The 18,152-nt window shown below is 74.5% G+C and carries 14 protein-coding genes and 2 tRNA genes; 8 read left to right on the top strand and 8 right to left on the bottom strand.

What is annotated here, in order from left to right; all coding sequences use genetic code 11:
- Positions 1–295 precede the first annotated feature (295 nt).
- The 3 genes from galT to HH311_RS15450 are packed head-to-tail and all read left to right on the top strand — an operon-like array spanning position 296 to position 3,448.
- Positions 296–1,288, top strand: coding sequence for a galactose-1-phosphate uridylyltransferase (gene galT, locus HH311_RS15460; RefSeq protein ID WP_169184569.1), 993 nt, complete (start codon positions 296–298; stop codon positions 1,286–1,288).
- On the top strand, positions 1,285–2,412 hold the full coding sequence (gene galK / locus HH311_RS15455; RefSeq protein WP_169184568.1) for a galactokinase: 1,128 nt from the start codon (positions 1,285–1,287) through the stop codon (positions 2,410–2,412). The genes galT and galK overlap by 4 nt, the downstream gene beginning before the upstream one ends.
- A gap of 10 nt (positions 2,413–2,422) precedes the next feature.
- Entirely contained in the window at positions 2,423–3,448 is a 1,026-nt protein-coding gene (locus HH311_RS15450; RefSeq protein ID WP_169184567.1) for a LacI family DNA-binding transcriptional regulator, read from the top strand.
- Positions 3,449–3,455: 7 nt separating this feature from the next.
- Here the strand turns inward: HH311_RS15450 and ileS are convergent, their stop codons facing one another.
- The gene (gene ileS, locus HH311_RS15445) at positions 3,456–6,653 is read right to left on the bottom strand and encodes an isoleucine--tRNA ligase (RefSeq protein WP_169184566.1); all 3,198 of its coding nucleotides are present in this window, start codon (positions 6,651–6,653) and stop codon (positions 3,456–3,458) included.
- 202 nt (positions 6,654–6,855) lie between these two features.
- Between ileS and HH311_RS15440 the strand changes: the two genes are divergently transcribed.
- Positions 6,856–6,927, top strand: a tRNA-Gln gene (locus HH311_RS15440).
- A gap of 55 nt (positions 6,928–6,982) precedes the next feature.
- Positions 6,983–7,055 (top strand) — tRNA-Glu (locus tag HH311_RS15435).
- 49 nt (positions 7,056–7,104) lie between these two features.
- On the opposite strand, the gene HH311_RS15430 is transcribed toward HH311_RS15435, so the two are convergent.
- Entirely contained in the window at positions 7,105–7,689 is a 585-nt protein-coding gene (locus HH311_RS15430) for a dimethylsulfonioproprionate lyase family protein (RefSeq protein ID WP_169184565.1), read from the bottom strand.
- Positions 7,690–7,791: 102 nt separating this feature from the next.
- On the opposite strand from HH311_RS15430, the gene HH311_RS15425 reads away from it, so the two are divergent.
- The gene (locus HH311_RS15425) at positions 7,792–8,877 is read left to right on the top strand and encodes a DUF2235 domain-containing protein (protein ID WP_169184564.1); all 1,086 of its coding nucleotides are present in this window, start codon (positions 7,792–7,794) and stop codon (positions 8,875–8,877) included.
- Positions 8,878–8,884: 7 nt separating this feature from the next.
- Here HH311_RS15425 and HH311_RS15420 read toward each other — a convergent pair whose 3' ends face one another.
- Both HH311_RS15420 and HH311_RS15415 read right to left on the bottom strand, forming a co-directional pair.
- On the bottom strand, positions 8,885–9,520 hold the full coding sequence (locus HH311_RS15420; protein ID WP_312030175.1) for an MSMEG_1061 family FMN-dependent PPOX-type flavoprotein: 636 nt from the start codon (positions 9,518–9,520) through the stop codon (positions 8,885–8,887).
- A 41-nt stretch (positions 9,521–9,561) separates the two neighbouring features.
- Positions 9,562–10,272, bottom strand: a complete 711-nt coding sequence (locus HH311_RS15415) for an IclR family transcriptional regulator (RefSeq protein ID WP_169184562.1) — start codon at positions 10,270–10,272, stop codon at positions 9,562–9,564.
- A gap of 65 nt (positions 10,273–10,337) precedes the next feature.
- Here HH311_RS15415 and leuC point away from each other — a divergent pair, with 65 nt between their 5' ends.
- Together leuC and leuD are read left to right on the top strand one after the other, a co-directional pair.
- Entirely contained in the window at positions 10,338–11,759 is a 1,422-nt protein-coding gene (leuC, locus tag HH311_RS15410; protein ID WP_169184561.1) for a 3-isopropylmalate dehydratase large subunit, read from the top strand.
- Positions 11,760–11,770: 11 nt separating this feature from the next.
- Positions 11,771–12,361: a 3-isopropylmalate dehydratase small subunit gene (leuD, locus tag HH311_RS15405; protein WP_169184560.1), complete on the top strand. Its 591-nt coding sequence runs from the start codon at positions 11,771–11,773 to the stop codon at positions 12,359–12,361.
- Positions 12,362–12,392: 31 nt separating this feature from the next.
- On the opposite strand, the gene HH311_RS15400 is transcribed toward leuD, so the two are convergent.
- The 4 genes from HH311_RS15400 to speB all read right to left on the bottom strand — a co-directional run bounded on the left by HH311_RS15400 (position 12,393) and on the right by speB (position 18,145).
- Positions 12,393–14,543 carry an HNH endonuclease signature motif containing protein gene (locus HH311_RS15400; protein WP_169184559.1) on the bottom strand — a complete coding sequence of 717 codons (2,151 nt, stop codon included), beginning with the start codon at positions 14,541–14,543 and terminating at the stop codon, positions 12,393–12,395.
- 217 nt (positions 14,544–14,760) lie between these two features.
- The gene (locus HH311_RS15395; protein ID WP_211190336.1) at positions 14,761–16,410 is read right to left on the bottom strand and encodes an NAD(P)/FAD-dependent oxidoreductase; all 1,650 of its coding nucleotides are present in this window, start codon (positions 16,408–16,410) and stop codon (positions 14,761–14,763) included.
- Positions 16,411–16,441: 31 nt separating this feature from the next.
- Entirely contained in the window at positions 16,442–17,167 is a 726-nt protein-coding gene (locus HH311_RS15390; protein WP_169184557.1) for a nitrilase-related carbon-nitrogen hydrolase, read from the bottom strand.
- A gap of 21 nt (positions 17,168–17,188) precedes the next feature.
- Positions 17,189–18,145, bottom strand: a complete 957-nt coding sequence (speB, locus tag HH311_RS15385; RefSeq protein WP_169184556.1) for an agmatinase — start codon at positions 18,143–18,145, stop codon at positions 17,189–17,191.
- Positions 18,146–18,152: the final 7 nt, after the last annotated feature.

Genomic DNA, 18,152 nt, shown 5'->3' with positions numbered 1-18,152 from the left:
TGTTCCGAGAATGTTCCCGTGAACGTTATCGTAAGGCGGGCCACAGGGTCGCCCCTCCCGTGGTGGACGTCAAGAGGGCATGAAGAGCACCGAGGTGAGGAGGGCGATCGATGACGACGCCGGACGGCTGGCGACGTCAGGAACGTCGCGTTCCTGACACTGGACGTCCGCAACGAGGCGTTCCTGACGTGGAGGCGGGGCCGGCCACCGTTCCGGGTCTCGTGGTCACCGGGGAGCTCCTGGCCGACGGCCGTCACATCACGTACTTCGAGGTCGCGGGTGCGAGGGCGGCGCAGTGAGCGAGCGGCGCTACGACCCCACCCACGACGAGTGGGTCACCTTCGCGACCAACCGGCAGGACCGCACCTACAAGCCCCCGGCCGCGGCCTGCCCGCTGTGTCCGACCCGCCCCGGCGGGCCGGAGACCGAGATCCCGCGCGAGCACTACGAGATCGCGGTCTTCGACAACCGCTTCCCGTCGCTGACCACCGACCCGCCCGCGCCCGACGTCGAGGGCACCGACCTCGTGCCGGTCGAGCCCGCCTACGGGCACTGCGAGGTCGTCGTCTTCACCGACGAGCACGAGGCCACGCTCGCCTCGGTCGGGGTCGAGCGGATCCGGCTGCTCGTCGACGCCTGGGCGCACCGCTTCGCCGCCCTCGCCGCCGACCCCGGGGTCGCCTACGTGCTGCCGTTCGAGAACAAGGGCGAGGCCGTCGGGGTGACGCTGCACCACCCGCACGGCCAGATCTACGCCTACCCCGACGTCCCGCCCCGGCCCGCGCGGGAGCAGCGCGCCGCCGCGAAGCACCGCGACCGCACCGGGCGGTGCGTGTTCTGCGACGTCGTCGCCCAGGAGACCGGCGGGCCCCGCGTCGTCGTCGAGGGCACCCACTTCCTCGCCGGGGTGCCGCCGTGGGCGCGCTTCCCGTACGAGGTCGACGTCTGGAGCCGGGCCCACGTCGGGACGATGCCCGAGCTCGACGGCCCCGCCCGCGACGACCTCGCGCGCGTCCTCGGCCGGGTGCTCGCGGGCTACGACGCCTTCTTCGGGTTCCGCACCTCCTACCTGCTCGGCATCCACAGCGCGCCGGTGAACGTCCCCGACGACGAGCGCGCGCTCGGCCACCTGCACCTCGAGATCTGCCCGCCGCACCGCGGCGAGGGCAAGCTCAAGTACCTCGCCGGCTCGGAGACCTTCGGCGGGGCGTTCCTCACCGACGTCGCGCCCGAGGTCGCCGGGGCACGGCTACAGGCCGCGGCGGCCGACGTGGCGGTGCCGGCATGAGTGCCCTGGACGACGTCCGGGCGGCCTTCCTCGACGCCCACGGCCACGCCCCCGACGGGGTCTTCTCCGCGCCCGGCCGGGTCAACCTGATCGGCGAGCACACCGACCACAACGAGGGGCACGTCCTGCCCTTCGCCATCGACCGCCGCACCTGGGTCGCGGCCGGGCGCCGCCCCGACGGCACCGTCACCGTCCGCTCGTCGGACCCGGGCACCGGGCCGGCCACGGCCGCCGTCGGGACCCTGCGGGAGGCGACCGGCTGGGCGGCCTACCCGCTGGGCACCGTGTGGGCGCTGGAGCAGGCGGGGCTGGAGCCGTCGGGCTGGGACCTCGTGGTGCACGGGGAGGTGCCGCTCGGGGCCGGGCTCTCCTCCTCGGCGGCGCTGGAGAGCGCGGTCGCCCTCGCCGTCGCCGAGCTGGGCGGCGCCGACCTCGACCGGTTCGCCCTCGCCGCGGCCGGGCGGCGGGCCGAGAACGAGGTGGTCGGCGCGCCGGTCGGGATCATGGACCAGGCGGCGTCGCTGCTGTGCCGGGAGGGCTCGGCGCTGCTGCTGGACTGCCGGTCGATGGCCACCGAGGACGTCGCGCTGGGCCTCGAGGAGGCCGGGCTGGGCATCCTCGTCGTCGACTCGCGGGTCCGCCACGATCTCGCCGATGGCGGGTACGCCGACCGGCGGGCCGCGTGCGTGGCGGCCGCCGCGGCGCTCGGCGTGCCGGCGCTGCGCGACGCCGACCTCGCCGGGGTCGAGGGGCTCGCGGACGAGGTGCTGCGCCGCCGCGCCCGCCACGTGGTCACCGAGGAGGCGCGGGTGCACGAGGTGGTCACGCTCCTGCGGGCCGGGAAGGCGCCCGACGTCGGGCCGGTCCTCGCGGCGTCGCACGCCTCGCTGCGCGACGACTTCGCGGTCTCGGTGCCCGAGGTCGACGCCCTGGTCACCGCGGCCGAGGGAGCCGGGGCGCTGGGCGCGCGCATCGTCGGCGGTGGCTTCGGCGGCTCGGTGCTCGCGCTCGTCCCGCGGGCCGCCCTCGAGGACGTCGCCGCCGCCTGCCGGGCCGCCGCCCGCGGCCCGGAGCCGACGGTGCGCGAGGTCGCGCCGGCCCCGGGCGCCCGGCGGGACGTCTAGGGTCGGCGGCGTGGGTGCGTCCGTGGACGACGGGGACGGCTGGACCCCCCACCCGGGCGTGCGCGTGACCATCGACGACGTCGCCCGGGCCGCCGGGGTCTCACGCCAGACCGTGTCGCGCGCGATGAACGGGAAGGGCGAGATCAGCGCGGCCACCCGGCACCGGGTGCTCGCGACCATCGAGGAGCTCGACTACCGCCCCTCCGCGTTCGCCCGCGGCATGCGCACCCAGCGGGCCGGGACGCTCGCGCTGATCCTCTCCGACATCGCGAACCCGTTCTTCCCGGCCGTCGCCCGCGGCGTGTTCGACGCGGCGGCGGGACGCGGCCTCGCCGTCGTCGTGCACAACACCGACGCCGACGCCGACGCCGAGCGGGAGGCGACGCGCGCCATCGTCGACTCCGGCGCGGCCGGGGCCATCGGCTTCTTCGAGGCCCTCGACGACGAGTCCCTGGTCGCCCTCGGGCGGCGGCTGCCGCTGGTGGTGGCGGACCGTCGCTCCCCGGGGGAGGGCGTGGCCTCGGTGATCTCGGACTTCGGCGCCGGCACCCGGGCCGCCGTCGAGCACCTCTACGCCCGCGGGCACACCCGGCTCGGGATGCTCGACGGGGCCGTCGGCGTCGAGCCGGTGCGGCGCCGCTCGTTCCTCGCCGTCCTCGGCGAGCACGACCACCCCGAGCCGGCGGGCCACGTCGTCACCGGCCCGCCCACCGTGACCGCGGGGTCGGCCGCGGTCCGCGAACTGCTCGGCCGGCACCCCGACGTCACCGGGGTGTTCGCGTTCAACGACCTCCTCGCCATCGGCGCGGTGCAGGCGCTCCGGGCCACGGGCCGCCGGGTGCCCGAGGACGTCGCGGTGGTCGGCTACGACGACATCACCATGGCCGCCCTCCTCGACCCCCCGCTGACGACGGTGCACACCGACAAGTACGAGCTCGGCCGCACCCTGCTCGAGGTCCTCGGCCGCCGGGTGGACGGCCACCCCGCCGAGCACCGCCTGCTCTCGCCCCGGCTGGTGGTGCGGGGGAGCACGTGACGGGGTCTCAGGCGCGGACGCGGGCCCACACGGTGAGGCCGAGATCCTCCGAGCGCTGCGCGGACAGGTCACCCGGTCCCTCGCCCTCGGTGACCGCGACGGCGAGGCACTCGGCGGCGACGGTGACCTCGCCGTTCCGGATCGCGTCCGCGGTGTCCTGCCGGGAGGCGGTCCACCACAGCTCGATCCGGTCGGAGACCTCGAACCCGAGCTGCTTGCGGGTGTCCTGCACGAACCGCAGGACGTCGCGCAGCAGGCCGGCCTCTCGCAGCTCGTCGGTGAGCTCGGTGTCGAGCCCCACCGAGAGCCCGCCCTCGGTCCGCACCGCCCAGCCCTCGCGCGGCGTCTCCGACACGAGGATCTCGTCGCCGGAGAGCTGCACGTCGGAGCCGTCCACGGTCACCGTCAGCACCCCGTCGACCGGCGCGTCGGTCGACGCCTTGACGGCGTCGGCGACGACCGGGGTCTGCTTCCCGAAGCGCTTGCCCAGGGCCCGGTAGTTCGGCTTCACCTCGATCTCGACGAGGTCCGAGCCGGCGGTCTCGACCGCGGCGACGTTGAGCTCGTCGGAGATCTCGTCGAGCAGCTCGCGCTCCTGGCCGGCGTGGTCGTCCGCGGCGGCCGCCAGGTCGGCGAACCCGGGCGCGGAGACGACCGCGCGCGAGAGCGGCTGACGGGTGCGCACCCCGGAGGCCGCCCGGGTGGAGCGGCCGAGCTCGACGACGCGGCGGACCAGGTCCATCTCCCGCCGCAGCACCGCCTCGCCGTCGGGTGCGGGCGTCACCTCGGGCCACGCCGCGAGGTGCACCGAGTCCGGGGTGCCCTCGGCCAGGCCGGCGCCGCCCTCGCCCTGCAGCAGCGTCCACACGTAGTCGGTGGCGAACGGCGTGAACGGCGCCATCAGGCGGCTGACCGTCTCCACGCACTCGTGCAGCGTCGCGAGCGCCGCGGGGTCGCCGTCCCAGAACCGGCGCCGGGAGCGGCGGACGTACCAGTTCGACAGGTCGTCGACGAAGGCCGTGATCGCGCGGCCGGCGCGCGAGGAGTCGAAGTCGTCGAGCGCCTCGGTGACCTCGGTGACGCAGGCCCGCAGCTCGCCCAGCGCCCACCGGTCCATCGCCGGGCGCTCCGCGGCGGCCGGGGCGGCGGTGCCCGGCGTCCAGCCGGCCGCGTTGGCATAGGTGACGAGGAACGACGCGGTGTTCCAGTAGGTCAGCAGGACCTTGCGGACGATCTCGCGCAGCGCCTCGTGCCCGACGCGCCGGTCCACCCACGGCGAGCCCGACGCCAGCATCAGCCACCGCAGCGCGTCGGCGCCGTGGGTCGAGAACAGCTCGAACGGGTCGAGGATGTTCCCGAGGTGCTTGGACATCTTGCGGCCCTGCTCGTCGAGCAGCAGGCCCAGGCAGACGACGTTCTCGTAGGAGGACCGGTCGAACACCAGCGTGCCGACCGCCATCAGCGAGTAGAACCAGCCGCGGGTCTGATCGATCGCCTCGCAGATGTACTGCGCCGGGTAGGCCGCCTCGAAGTCCGCCTCGTGGTGGTGCGGCGCGCCCCACTGGGCGAACGGCATGGCGCCGGAGTCGTACCAGACGTCGATGACGTCGGGCACGCGGCGCATGGTCCCGTTACCGCTCGGCGCGGGGAAGGTGACGTCGTCGACGTAGGGGCGGTGCGGGTCGAGCTCGGAGAGGTCCTGCTCGGCCCACTCGCCCAGCTCGGCGAGGGACCCGACGACGACGACCTCGGCCGGGTCGGCGTCGTTGCGCCACACCGGCAGCGGCGTGCCCCAGTACCGCTTGCGGGAGAGCGCCCAGTCGACGTTGTTCTCCAGCCAGGCGCCGTACCGGCCGTGCTTGATGTGCGGCGGGTACCAGTTGGTCTTCTCGTTCTCCTCGAGCAGCCGGTCCCGGATCTCCGTCGTGCGGATGAACCAGCTGGGCAGCGCGTAGTAGATCAGCGGCGTGTGGCAGCGCCAGCAGTGCGGATAGGAGTGCTCGTAGTCCGCGGCGCGGAAGAGCACACCGCGCTCGCGCAGGTCCGCCACCAGCGCCGGGTCGGCGGCCTTGAAGAACACCCCGCCGACCAGCGGGACGTCGTCGTGGAAGTGCCCGTTCGGCCCGACCGGGTTGACCATCCCGAGGCCCTCGGTGCGGGCCACCTGGTGGTCCTCGGCGCCGAACGCCGGCGCCATGTGCACCAGGCCGGTGCCGGACTCCGTCGTGACGTGGTCGCCGTGGACCACGCGCCAGGCGTCGTCACCGAAGTCCGCCGCGTCGAGCAGCGCGAACGGGCGGGTGTAGTGGGAGCCGATGAGCTCGGCACCGGAGAGGCGCTCGGTGATCTCCGCGTCGTCGCCGAGGACGTGGGCGACGAGGTCCTCCGCGAGTACCAGGTCGGGTCCGTCGTCGCGCGCCACGCGGGCGTAGGTGACGGTGCGCTCGACGGCGACCGCCGTGTTCGACGGCAGCGTCCACGGCGTCGTCGTCCACACCAGCATGTCCGCGCCGGCGCGCCCGTCCCCCGTCGCTGCGCTCGCCCCCCAGGGGCCATCTGTCAGCGGGAAGCGGACGTAGACCGAGGGGTCGACGGTGTCCTCGTAGCCGAGGGCGACCTCGTGGTCGGAGAGCGGCGTCTCGTCGCGCGGGCAGTACGGGGTGACCCGGTGGTCCTCGACCAGCAGGCCCTTCTCGTGGATGACCTTGAGCGACCACCAGACGCTCTCGACGTAGCGCGGGGCCATCGTCATGTAGGCCTCGTCGAGGTCCACCCAGTAGCCCATGCGCTCGGTCATCGCCGCGAACGCCGACACATTGCGCAGCGCCGACTCGCGGCACGCGGCGTTGAACTCGGCGATCCCGTAGCGCTCGATGTCGCCCTTGCTCGTGAAGCCCAGCTCGGACTCGACGGCGAGCTCCACCGGCAGGCCGTGGCAGTCCCAGCCCGCGCGGCGCGGCACGTGGTAGCCGCGCATCGTCTTGAACCGCGGGAAGAGGTCCTTGAAGGCGCGTGCCTCGACGTGGTGCGTGCCGGGCGTGCCGTTGGCGGTCGGCGGGCCCTCGTAGAAGATCCAGGGCTCGCCCTGCGCGGTCTGCTCCAGCGACCGGCGGAACACGTCGCGCTTGTCCCAGCGCTCGAGGATCTCCTGCTCGACGCTCGGCAGGTCGACGCTCGCGGGCAGGGGGGCGAAGCCAGGACTCACGGGTGTTGCTTCCCTCGCGGTGATGGGGCGGACCAACCGCTCCAGCCTACCGAGCGGGCCCCGTGCCCGGAGCGGGCGCGGTCACCTGCCGTGACCTGCGGCTTCGCCGGGGTCGCCGGGGGGCGTCGAGCGGCGGCCCGGCGGTGTTCTACGATGGACGTCGTCATCGGGCGGACCGGTTGGTCACGCTCGGTGAGCGCCATGGGGTATGGTGTAATTGGCAACACGGCTGATTCTGGTTCAGTTGTTCTAGGTTCGAGTCCTGGTACCCCAGCTGCGAGCGGTGCTCCGGCAGCCCGGTAGGGTTTCCAGAGCGCTGTTCCTCCTAGGGCCCCGTCGTCTAGCGGCCTAGGACGCCGCCCTCTCAAGGCGGTAGCGGGGGTTCGAATCCCCTCGGGGCTACACCACGAACGAACGCCGTGATCCGGACCGGATCACGGCGTTCCGTCGTTCACGGGGCGTCGACGAACGCCGAGGGCGTGGCGACGTCGCCGGACCACAGGTAGGCGAGCAGCACCGGCCGGTCGTCGGTGGCCATCGCGTGCGGCTGCCACGGAGCGTGGTGGATGAGCTCGCCGGGCGGCTCGTCGACCCAGCCTCCGCCGTGGTCCCACCGGAGCCCGCCGAGCGGCAGGTACCACTCCTCGGCCGGGTGGTGGTGCGCCCGATAGTGCACGCCGGGACCGAGCAGCACGAGCCCCAGGACGAGCTCGTCGTCCGGCGACCCCCGCAGCGTCGCGTGGGCGTAGCCCGCGAACAGGGCCGCGTCGTCGGCGTAACCGGCGGTCCGGGTCCAGTCCGCGCGGGCGCCCAGGAGCGCGATGGCCTCGCGGAGCTGGCCGTCGACCTCGTCACCGACCCGGGCGACGGCCTCGTCGAGGTGGGCCAGGACGGGGAGGTCCGGGGGTGTCGTGGTGAGCCGCGGCGGTCCGCCGAGGCTCGCGAGGGCCATCAGCTCGGCCATCGCGCCGCGGCGGCCCAGCGCCGCGACGAAGCGGGCGGTCAACGCGTCGACGGCGGGTCCCGGCGCACTCACGGGGGCGATCCTGGCACCTCGGGACGCTCCCCACCGGGGACCTCGGTGCGCGATGATGCCGGGCGTGGAGGAACCCCGCGGCCAGGGCCGGGACGACGCGCCGTGAAGCGCCTCGTGGTCTGCTGCGACGGCACCTGGAGCACCGCGGGACAACCGTCCCCGACCAACGTCGAGCGGCTGGCCAAGGAGATCGCCCCCCGGGCCCCGGACGGGACCGAGCAGGTCGTCCACTACCACGACGGCGTCGGGACCCTGCCGGGCGAGCGGCTGCTCGGCGGGGCGTTCGGGTACGGGCTGTCGGCCGTCGTGCGGGACGTCTACCGCACCGTCGTGACCGCGTTCCGCCCCGGCGACCAGATCTTCGCGATCGGCTTCAGCCGTGGCGCCTACACCGCCCGGAGCGTCGTCGGGCTGATCCGCAACTGCGGGGTGCTACGGCCCGAGCACGTCGACCGTCTCGAGGAGGCCTACGCGCTCTACCGGCGCCGGGACGACGCCTCGGCGCCCGACGCCGCGGAGGCCGAGCAGTTCCGCGCGGCCTACTCCTCCGAGACGCGCATCCGCTTCGTCGGGGTGTGGGACACCGTCGGCTCCCTGGGGATCCCGCTCTCGGGGATCGAGCTGGTCGACGTGCTCAACCGGCCGTGGCAGTTCCACGACACCCGGCTGAGCTCCACCGTCGACGCGGCCTGCCACGCGGTCGCCGTCGACGAACGTCGCCGGCCGTTCCGGCCCACGCTCTGGGACCCACCCACCGACGGCGCGGTGCCCCGCCACCAGACCTGGTTCGCCGGGTGCCACGGCGACGTCGGCGGCGGCGAGGACTCGCACGGTCTCTCCGACGTCACCCTGCGCTGGATGGCCCGGCACGCCGTGGACGCGGGCCTGGCGCTCCGGCCGGACTCGCCGCTCGCGCCGACGCGGGCCGGGGGTCCGTCCCCGCGCATCGGGGACGTCGCTCCCGACCCGCTCGGCCCCGTGCACGAGACGATGACGTGGGCCTACCGGCTGCTCGGCGCGTTCGTGCGCGGGATCGGCACGACGGATCCGACGGCGGAGGCGGCCGCGGACACCGTCGTGACCCGGTCCACGAAGGCGGGTCTCGGCTACCACCCGGAGAACCTGGCGACCTACCTCGCGGGGCCGGACCATCGCGTCGAGGACGTCGACGCGCCGCTCGGGCCGTGACGCGGCGTCAGGGCGGGGTGGCGCGGTAGAGCAGCGAGCGGGTGTTCTCCTCGCTGTAGTAGGCCTCGAGCTCGGCGAGGCTCTGGTCGGCCGTGGTGCGGCGGTCCATCTGCGCGATGCTCGGGAGGTCGTCGGCCGGCCACTGCTCGGGCTCCCACAGGTTCGCGCGCAGGAGCGCCTTGGCGCAGTGGGTGAAGACCTCCTCGACGCCGACCTCGAGCACCAGCCGCGGCACGTGCGCCCGGTGGCGCAGCTCGTCGGCGTAGGGCGGGTCGAGCAGGACCCGGGCGGTCCCGTTGACGCGCAGCGTGTCGGAGCGGCGCGGGACCAGGAAGATCAGCCCGACGTGCGGGTTCTCGAGGACGTTTCCGAAGCCGTCCACCCGACGGTTCCCGGGGCGGTCCGGGATCACGAGGGTCCGGTCGTCGAGCACGTGCACCGAGCCGGCCGGGTCGCCCTTGGGGGAGACGTCGACGGTGCCGTCGCCGCCCGCCGTCGCGAGCATCTGGAACGGGCTGCGGGCGATGAAGGCCCGGTCGGTGTCGTCGAGCCGGTCGCGCTGCTTCGTCACGGCCCGGCGCACCGGCTCCCCGACGACCGCGCGGAGCTCCTCGACCGTGGTGATGTGCCTGCCCTCGCTCACCACCCGAGGGTAGGTCGGCGGGCAACCCCGTTGCGCCACCGTCAGACGAGGGCCTTCTCCAGGTCGCGCGCGGCGGCGAGCAGGTCGTTCGCCCACCGCGAGCCCGGCTTGCGCCCGATGCGCTCGACCGGCCCCGACACCGAGACCGCCGCGACGACGCCGCCGTCGGGACCCCGCACCGGCGCCGACACGCTGGCCACGCCGGCCTCGCGCTCGGCCACGCTCTGCGCCCAGCCGCGGCGCCGCACCTCGGCCATCGGCTCGGCCCCGAACACCTCGGCGGGGGTGCGGCCCTCCACGAGGGCCGCGTCCGGGTCGGACCAGGCGGCGAGGATGCGCGCCCCCGAGCCCGCCGTCATCGGCAGCCGCACCCCGACCGGGACGGTGTCGCGCAGGCCCGACGCCGGCTCCGAGGCGGCCACGCACACGCGGGACCCGCCCTCGCGGCGGTAGAGCTGGACGCTCTCGCCGGTGAGGTCGCGCAGCGTCGGGAGGATCTCCTCGGCGGCGGTGAGCAGCGGGTCGTGGTGCCCGTGGGCGAGCTCGCCGAGCGCGGGGCCGGGCTGCCAGCGCCCGTCCGCGTCACGCTCGAGCAGGCGGTGCACCTCGAGCCCGACGGCGAGGCGGTGCGCGGTGGCGCGCGGGAGGCCGGTCCGGTCGCACAGCTCGCCGAGGCCGCAGGGGGCGACGGCCGCCGCCCGCAGCACCCCCACCGCCTTGTCGAGCACGCCGATTCCGCTAGTCTGTCCCACGGGACGACACACTAGTCCCACTCCGTGAGATTGCCTACGGGGTGGGGAACGGCAGAGGTGAGACGGTGGGACGCACACTCGCGGAGAAGGTCTGGGACCAGCACGTGGTCCGTCACGGGGAGGGACAGGAGCCCGACCTCCTCTACATCGACCTCCACCTCGTCCACGAGGTGACCAGCCCGCAGGCCTTCGACGGGCTGCGCCTCGCGGGCCGGCCGGTCCGGCGTCCCGACCTCACGATCGCCACCGAGGACCACAACGTCCCGACGCTCGACATCCTCAAGCCGATCGCGGACGAGACGTCGGCGACGCAGGTGGCGACGCTGCGCCGCAACGTCGAGGAGTTCGGCGTCCGGCTCTTCCCGATGGGCGACCGCAACCAGGGCATCGTCCACATGATCGGCCCGGAGCTGGGGCTCACCCAGCCGGGCACGACGGTGGTCTGCGGCGACTCGCACACCTCCACCCACGGCGCGTTCGGCGCGCTCGCGTTCGGCATCGGCACCTCCGAGGTGGAGCACGTCCTCGCCACCCAGACGCTGCCGCTGCGGCCCTTCAAGACCATGGCCATCGAGATCGAGGGGCAGCTGCGCCCGGGCGTGACCAGCAAGGACGTGATCCTCGCCGTCATCGCCCAGATCGGCACCGGCGGCGGCGCGGGCTACGTGTTCGAGTACCGCGGCGAGGCGGTGCGCGCCATGTCGATGGAGGCGCGCATGACGATGTGCAACATGTCCATCGAGGCGGGCGGGCGCGCCGGGATGGTCGCCCCGGACGAGACCACCTTCGAGTACCTGAAGGGCCGCCCGCATGCACCGCAGGGCGAGGAGTGGGACGCGGCCGTCGCGGCCTGGCGGGAGCTGCGCACCGACGACGACGCCGAGTTCGACGCCGTCGTCCACGTCGACGCCGACTCGCTGACCCCGTTCGTCACCTGGGGCACCAACCCGGGCCAGGGCCTCCCGCTCGGTGAGTCGGTGCCCGACCCCGCGGAGATGGACGACGACGACGCGGCCGCCACCCGCAAGGCGCTGACCTACATGGGCCTCGAGCCGGGCACCAAGCTGCGCGACGTCGCGGTCGACGTGGTGTTCCTCGGCTCGTGCACCAACGCCCGGATCGAGGACCTGCGGGCGGCGGCGGACGTCCTGCGCGGCAACCACGTCGCCGACTCGGTGCAGATGCTCGTCGTGCCGGGCTCGATGCAGGTCAAGGCCCAGGCCGAGCAGGAGGGCCTGGACGAGGTGTTCACCGCGGCGGGCGCCGAGTGGCGCTCCGCGGGCTGCTCGATGTGCCTCGGCATGAACCCCGACCAGCTCCAGCCGGGCCAGCGGTGCGCCTCGACGTCCAACCGCAACTTCGAGGGCCGGCAGGGCAAGGGCGGGCGCACCCACCTCGTGTCGCCGCTCGTCGCCGCCGCCACCGCCGTGCGGGGCACGCTGTCCTCGCCCGAGGACCTGTCGCCGACCACGCTGACGCTCGCCTGAGGGGACCCGTCATGGAGAAGTTCTCGACGCACACCGGCATCGGGACCCCGCTGCGGGTCTCGAACGTCGACACCGACCAGATCATCCCGGCGGTCTACCTCAAGCGCGTCACGCGCACCGGCTTCGAGGACGGGCTGTTCGCCTCGTGGCGCGCCGACCCCTCGTTCGTGCTCAACACCGAGCCCTACAGCCACGGGTCGGTGCTCGTGGCCGGCGCCGACTTCGGGACCGGCTCGTCGCGCGAGCACGCCGTGTGGGCGCTGCTCGACTACGGGTTCCGCGTGGTCATCTCGTCGCGGTTCGGCGAGATCTTCAAGGGCAACTCGTCGAAGGCGGGGCTGCTCGCGGCCACCGTCGAGCACTCCGACGTCGAACTGCTGTGGAAGAAGATCGAGTCGCGGCCCGGCATGGAGCTCACCGTCGACCTGCAGGCCAAGACGATCACCGCCGAGGACCTCGTCGTCCCGTTCACGATCGACGACTACACCCGGTGGCGGCTCATGGAGGGGCTCGACGACATCGGGCTCACCCTGCGCCACGCCGAGGACATCGACGCCTACGAGACGACCCGGCCCTCGCACAAGCCGACCACGCTGGTCTGAGGGGGCTCGACAACGGCCACGAGCGGCGGACCTAGAAGGGCGGCTCCTCGGGAAAGCGCTCATCCGGGTTCGGGTCGGTCTCGGTCTCGGTCTCGGTGGCGGGCCGGGGCTGCTCGCGGGCGCGCCGGCGTAGATGTGCCGCGGTGTCGAGGGCGGCTCGGGTGAGGAAGCCGTGCTTGTTGCGGCGGGGGCTGCCCGGCGGCGGGGCGGGCGGCGGCGGCTCGCTGGTGAGGCCGAGCAGGTAGTGGTGGTCAGGGTCGGTGCGCGGGACGGGATCGGGCAGCGGGTCGTACGGCTCGGGCTCCTTGATGTGCAGCCGGCCGGTCGGCGAGGTCCATTCGAAGCGACCGGGCCTGGGTTGCCGGACGGTCCAGCCGCTGTCGGGATCGTGCTTGAACGCGTGGTCGCGGCGGCAGAACGGACCGAGGTCACCGGCTTCGGTGCGGCCGTCGTCGACGACGGCCACCGTGTGGTCGACGTCGCAGCCGATCGCGTCGGCGGTGCAGGCCACGTGGCGGCAGGTGCGGTCGCGGGCCTGAATCCAGGCCCGCAGCTCGGCGCTCGGGAAGCGGTTGCCGACCTCGGCTTCGGTGCGGGCAGGGTGCTCCTCCGGCGGACGTGCCCGCGCACGCTTCAGCGCGCGGCCGGCCCGCTCGAGCAGGGTCAGGGCGTCGCCGGGTACCAGGGCGTCGCGCGGGGTCGGCCCCGGCAGCTCGCCACGGGTCGGGTCGGCGAGCGCGGCGGTGGGGGCGTCGAGCTCGTGGGTGTAGGCGGTGAGCTCGACGACGTGGTGGCGCCGCTGCGCGGCGTGCGGGGGCGGCGGACCGTTCCGCGGTGGGCGGACGGTGAGGACGTGGTCGAGGGCGCCGTCGGGGTCGTAGAGCAGCAGCCGGAAGGTGCTGTGGGGGCGGTTCCAGGCCATGGAGATCGCGACCTGGTTGGTGACCGGGCCGCGTCCGGGGAGGTGGCCCGGGCGCCGGTCGAGGCCGAGCACCGTGGCCAGGCCGACCCGCAGCGCGACCCGCGGGACGAACGGCACCCGCCAGGGCGTCGGCTGCTTCTCCCGTGCGGCGTCGTCTGGGCCGGACGCCTGCGACGGTCTCTCGCGGGACCCGAGGTCGTCGGGCTCGTCGGTGTCGGGCTCGTCGTCCCGGGCCCTGTCGTCTTCAGGCCCGCCATCGGGTCCCTCGTCATCGGGTCCCTCGTCGTCGGGTCCCTCGTCGTCGGGTCCCTCGTCGTCGGGTCCCTCGTCGTCGGGTCCCTCGTCGTCCGGCCCGTCGTCGGGGTCGTCAGGGTCGGCGCCGCCGTCGCTGTCGTCGCCGAAGCGCGACACCACGTGCTCGACGACGTCGGCGTCCCACATACCCGCGCCGTCGGGGCCGGTGAGGGTGAGCATGACCTCGGAGCGGATCGGCCCGATGGGGGCGTCCGCTCCGGCGGCACGCAGTCGGCGGGCCACGGCGCGGGCGAGGGCGACGATGCGGTCGTGCGCGTCCTGGGCGGGTTCCTCGGGCAGGTCCAGCCCGCACAGCTCGGCAGCTCCGGACGGGGCGACGCGGAAGGTGACGCGCCGGCGGGCGATGGCCGCAGCGCGCCAGGCGGCGGCCCAGTCGGAGTCGACGGCTTCCGCGGCGGCCTCGATGCGGGCGCGCAGCACCCCGAAGGGCAGCCGGGGCGCGTCGGGCAGCACCCGCTCGACGACGGTGCGGGCCTGGGCTGTGTCGAGATCGGCGAGGGCGCTGGTGAACAGCCCGGCCTTGCGCTCCTCGAGCCGGCCGTCGGCCATGGCCTCGCCGAGGGCGGGGAGGCGTTCGAGGACCTGGCGGGCGAACTCGATGCGTTGCGCCGCGTAGGCCTCCGACCAGCCCAGGGAGGCGGCGACGATCTTCCCGGCGCGGCGACGGCCGTGGACACGTTCGCGGGTGCCGGCCTGGGCCCGGCTGGTCTCCAGCATCCAGCGGGCGAGAGCCAGGGTGGTCCGGTTCGTGTGGGCGAACCAGGCGCTCATCCCGGCGTCGACCCACTGGCCGGGCAGCTCCACGGGGTCGGCGGCCAGCAGCAGCGCCGGTGGGGGCAGCTCCGCGGGGTCGTGCAGGTGCTCGACGTCGGGGCAGGGCAGCTCGACGACCTCGGCGAGGGGTTCCTCGTCGGGCTCGGCTTGCCAGCTCACCGCCACCGTCATGGATCGAACACTAGTTCGAGGGTCTGACAGTCACAGCGCCACCCGCCCAGCTCGACGCGAGCCAGATGATCACGATCCGATCACGATGCCCCGCACGCGCCGCTACCGCTCCAGCAGCCGCCGCCGACGCCGGATCACCCGACGCCGGATGCGCCATCCCTGCTGTGCCGGGACACCAGCTCGTGCAGCGCGACACGGTCCGCGAGATCCGCAGCGGTCACGTCAGTTCCACCGGCGCCAGCTCGGCGAACCGGTCCCCGGGCCCCGGGTTGCCCGGCGCCGAGCGGCCGCCGAGCTGGTGCACCACCCCCCACACCGCGTTCAGGGCCGTGTGCACCGCGCCCTCGGCCCACCCGGGGGTGAACGAGATGTCGTCGCCGGCCAGGAACAGGCCGCGGTGCTCGGGCGGGAAGGCGTCCTGCACGAAGTGGGTGAACATCCGCCGCTGGTAGCGGTAGTGCCCGGGCAGGTTGCCGCGGAACGCCCCCATGAAGTGCGGCTCGCGCTCCCACGAGATCGTGATCGGCTCGCCGAGGATGTGCGAGGCGACGTCGAGGTCGGGGTAGATCTGGCGCAGCGAGTGCAGCATCAGCCGCACCCGCTCGTCGGTGGGCAGCGCGAGCCACTTGAGGGCGTCGTCGTTCCAGGTGTAGCTCAGGCACAGCACCGCGGGCCGCGTCGCCGCGTCCGGGTCGGTGAGCCCGCCCCCGCCGTCGAGCAGGTAGGTGCCGCGGGTCATGCGGTCGGTGAGGGTCGTCGACATGACGTGGCGGCCCGACGCCGGGTCGCGGTCGCGCCAGAACGGCCGGTCCACCAGCACGAACGTCTTCGAGCTCTGCATGTAGTGCGACCGCTCGAGCGCCCGCCACAGGTCCTGGCTGAACAGCGACTCGTCGGTGTCGATCCCGGCCGAGAGCAGCCACGACTGCACCGTCGAGATCACCGCGGCGTACGGCCGCTCCGTGCCCCAGCGGTCGAGGACCCCGATCCGACCGTCGTCGAGGCGCCGCAACGCCCGGACCGCCGGCCGCGGTGAGCCGCCGTGCAGCGACTCCAGCGACGCGCCGGGCGTCCACCCCACCAGCGACGACGGCGCCCGCCGCCACAGCCCCAGCGGCACCGACTGCGCGCCGCCGTGGATGCGGACGTGCTGGTCGTCGGCGTCGGTGGCCACGACGCGCAGGATCTCCAGCATCGAGTTCGGGAAGTCGGTGTCCCAGCCGCCGGTCCCGAAACCGACCTGGCCGAACAGCTCGCGGTGCGAGAACGAGGCGAACGACGGCGAGCGGGCCAGGAAACCCGAGAAGCTCTCGTCGTCGAGCCGGGGGACGAGCCGGTCCCAGATCTGCTTGATCGCCGCGGGGGACCGGGCGGCGACCGCCGCCCGCAGGGCGGGCAGCTCCGCGCCGTCCGCGAGCGCGGTCGCCCAGGCCCGCGAGACCTCGCCGAACACCGGCGGCAGGTCCTCGGGACGTTCCGCGTAGTAGGGCTGTCCGCCGAGCTCGATCACGGTGGACGGGGTCTGCGGGGCGAGCGGGTTGGGGAACGGCGAGGTCCGGACGTCGAGGATGCGCAGGTAGTGCCCGAACGCCCGGCCGGAGGCGGGGAAGCGCATGCCCCCGAGGTCGGCGACCGCGCCGGGCGTCCCCGGGAAGGCCTGCGAGCGCAGCCGGCCGCCGATCTCGCCCGCCTCGTAGACGACGGGGCGCAGCCCGAGCCGCATCAGTTCGTAGGCCGCGACGAGCCCGGCCATGCCGGCCCCGACGACCGCGACCTCGGTGCCGCGCGCCTCGACGGGCACCGCGCCGAGCCCGGCCGGGTGGGCGAGGTGGGTGTCGTAGGGGAACGGGAAGTCGGGGACCAGCATCGACGGCCCGGGATCGGTCACCACGCGTCGGTCACCACCGGTAGGTCTCCCGCCGCCGGTCCGCGAGGTAGTCGCCCAGCCCGCGGGCCCGCTCCAGGTCAGCGGCGACGACGTCGGCCACGATCAGCTCCTCGGCGTCGCGCCCGGCCCGGGCGAGGTCCCGGCCGTCCGGGCCGACGATCACCGAGGCCCCGCAGAACCCCGGTCCGACCTGGTTGGCGTACGCGATCGCGACGCGGTTCTCCATCGCCCGCGCCGGCACCAGCACCCGCGCGACGGCCTCGTCGTCGAGCGCCGTGGGGACCAGCACCGCCTGCGCCCCGGCGAGGGCGAGGCCGCGGACGACCTCGGGGAACTCGACGTCGTAGCAGACGACCACCCCGCAGCGCAGGCCGGCGAGCTCCACCAGCAGCGGCGTCCCGTCGCCCGGGGTGAACGCCGCGCGCTCGTCGTCGCCCCAGAGGTGGGTCTTCACGTAGCGGCCGGCGACGGTGCCGTCGGTGCGCACGACGACGGCCGTGATGCGGCCCTCGTGCGGCTCCGAGGCGACGAGCGCGATCCGCTGCTCGGCCGCGATCTCCTGCCAGCGCCCGACGAGGCCCGGGTCCGGTGGGCCGAACGGCCTGCCGTACCCGGTGGTGAACAGCTCGGGGGTGACGAGGACGTCGGCCCCGGCCGCCGCGGCCCGGGCGGCCGCGTCGGCGAGCCGCACCGACCCGGCGTCGGGACCCCGCGCCTGCCAGACCGCGATCCGCATGCCGTCCAGCCTCCTCCGGTGTCAGCCCCGGGTCGCCGCCAGCACGGCGAGCAGGTCGTAGACCACGTGCGCGGCGGCGATGCCGGTGATCTCGGCGTGGTCGTAGGCGGGCGCGACCTCGACGACGTCGATCCCGACGACGTCGAGGCCCGCCTGATCTCCCGTCGGAGCGAGTCCGCGCAGCGAGTGCAGCAGTTCCCGCGACGTGAGACCGCCCGCCTCGGGGGTGCCGGTGCCGGGCGCGGCGGACGGGTCGAGGACGTCGATGTCCACCGACACGTACACCGGTCCGCCGGCGAGCCGGCGGCGCATCCGCTCCACGGCGCGGGCGACGCCGTCGGTCTCGTAGTCGTCGGCGCGGATCACCGCGAAGCCCAGCCGGGAGTCGTCGTCGAGGTCGGCCGCGGAGTACAGCGGCCCGCGGATCCCGACGTGCATCGACCGCTCCTGGTCGATCAGCCCCTCCTCGCTCGCCCGGCGGAAGGGGGTGCCGTGCGTGTAGGGCGCGCCGAAGTAGGTGTCCCAGGTGTCGAGGTGGGCGTCGAAGTGCAGCACGGCGAGCGGGCCGTGGAGCGCGGCCAGGGCGCGCAGGGCCGGCAGGGCGAGGGTGTGGTCGCCGCCGAGGCCGACGACGGTGGCCCCGTCCTGCGCGAGCGCGGTGATCCCGTCCCGGGCGGCGCCGAGTGCCTCGTCGATCGAGAACGGGTTGAGGGCGAGGTCACCGGCGTCGGCGACCTGCAGGGACGCGAACGGCGACACTCCGACCGCCGGGTGGTAGGGCCGCAGCAGCCGCGACGACGCCCGGATGTGGGCCGGGCCGAACCGCGCCCCGGGCCGGTAGCTCACGCCGGCGTCGAACGGCAGCCCGACGATCGCGACGTCCGCCCGGGACACCTCGTCGAGCCGGGGCAGGCGCGCGAACGTGGCCGGCCCGGCGAACCGGGGGACCTGCTGCCCGTCCACGGGCCCGATCGGCACGGCCCGG

The sequence above is a fragment of the Actinomycetospora sp. TBRC 11914 genome, from assembly GCF_012933465.1.
GTDB lineage: Bacteria > Actinomycetota > Actinomycetes > Mycobacteriales > Pseudonocardiaceae > Actinomycetospora.
The sequence above is the reverse complement of the archived record's forward strand: the minus strand, read 5'-3'. Positions and strand labels throughout refer to the sequence as shown.

Coding starts and splice junctions, on each gene's coding strand:
- leuD (WP_169184560.1), top strand. CDS start 11,771: ATGGAGAAGTTCTCGACGCACACCGGCATCGGGACCCCGCTGCGGGTC.
- HH311_RS15400 (WP_169184559.1), bottom strand. CDS start 14,543: ATGACGGTGGCGGTGAGCTGGCAAGCCGAGCCCGACGAGGAACCCCTC.
- HH311_RS15395 (WP_211190336.1), bottom strand. CDS start 16,410: ATGCTGGTCCCCGACTTCCCGTTCCCCTACGACACCCACCTCGCCCAC.
- galK (WP_169184568.1), top strand. CDS start 1,285: ATGAGTGCCCTGGACGACGTCCGGGCGGCCTTCCTCGACGCCCACGGC.
- HH311_RS15390 (WP_169184557.1), bottom strand. CDS start 17,167: ATGCGGATCGCGGTCTGGCAGGCGCGGGGTCCCGACGCCGGGTCGGTG.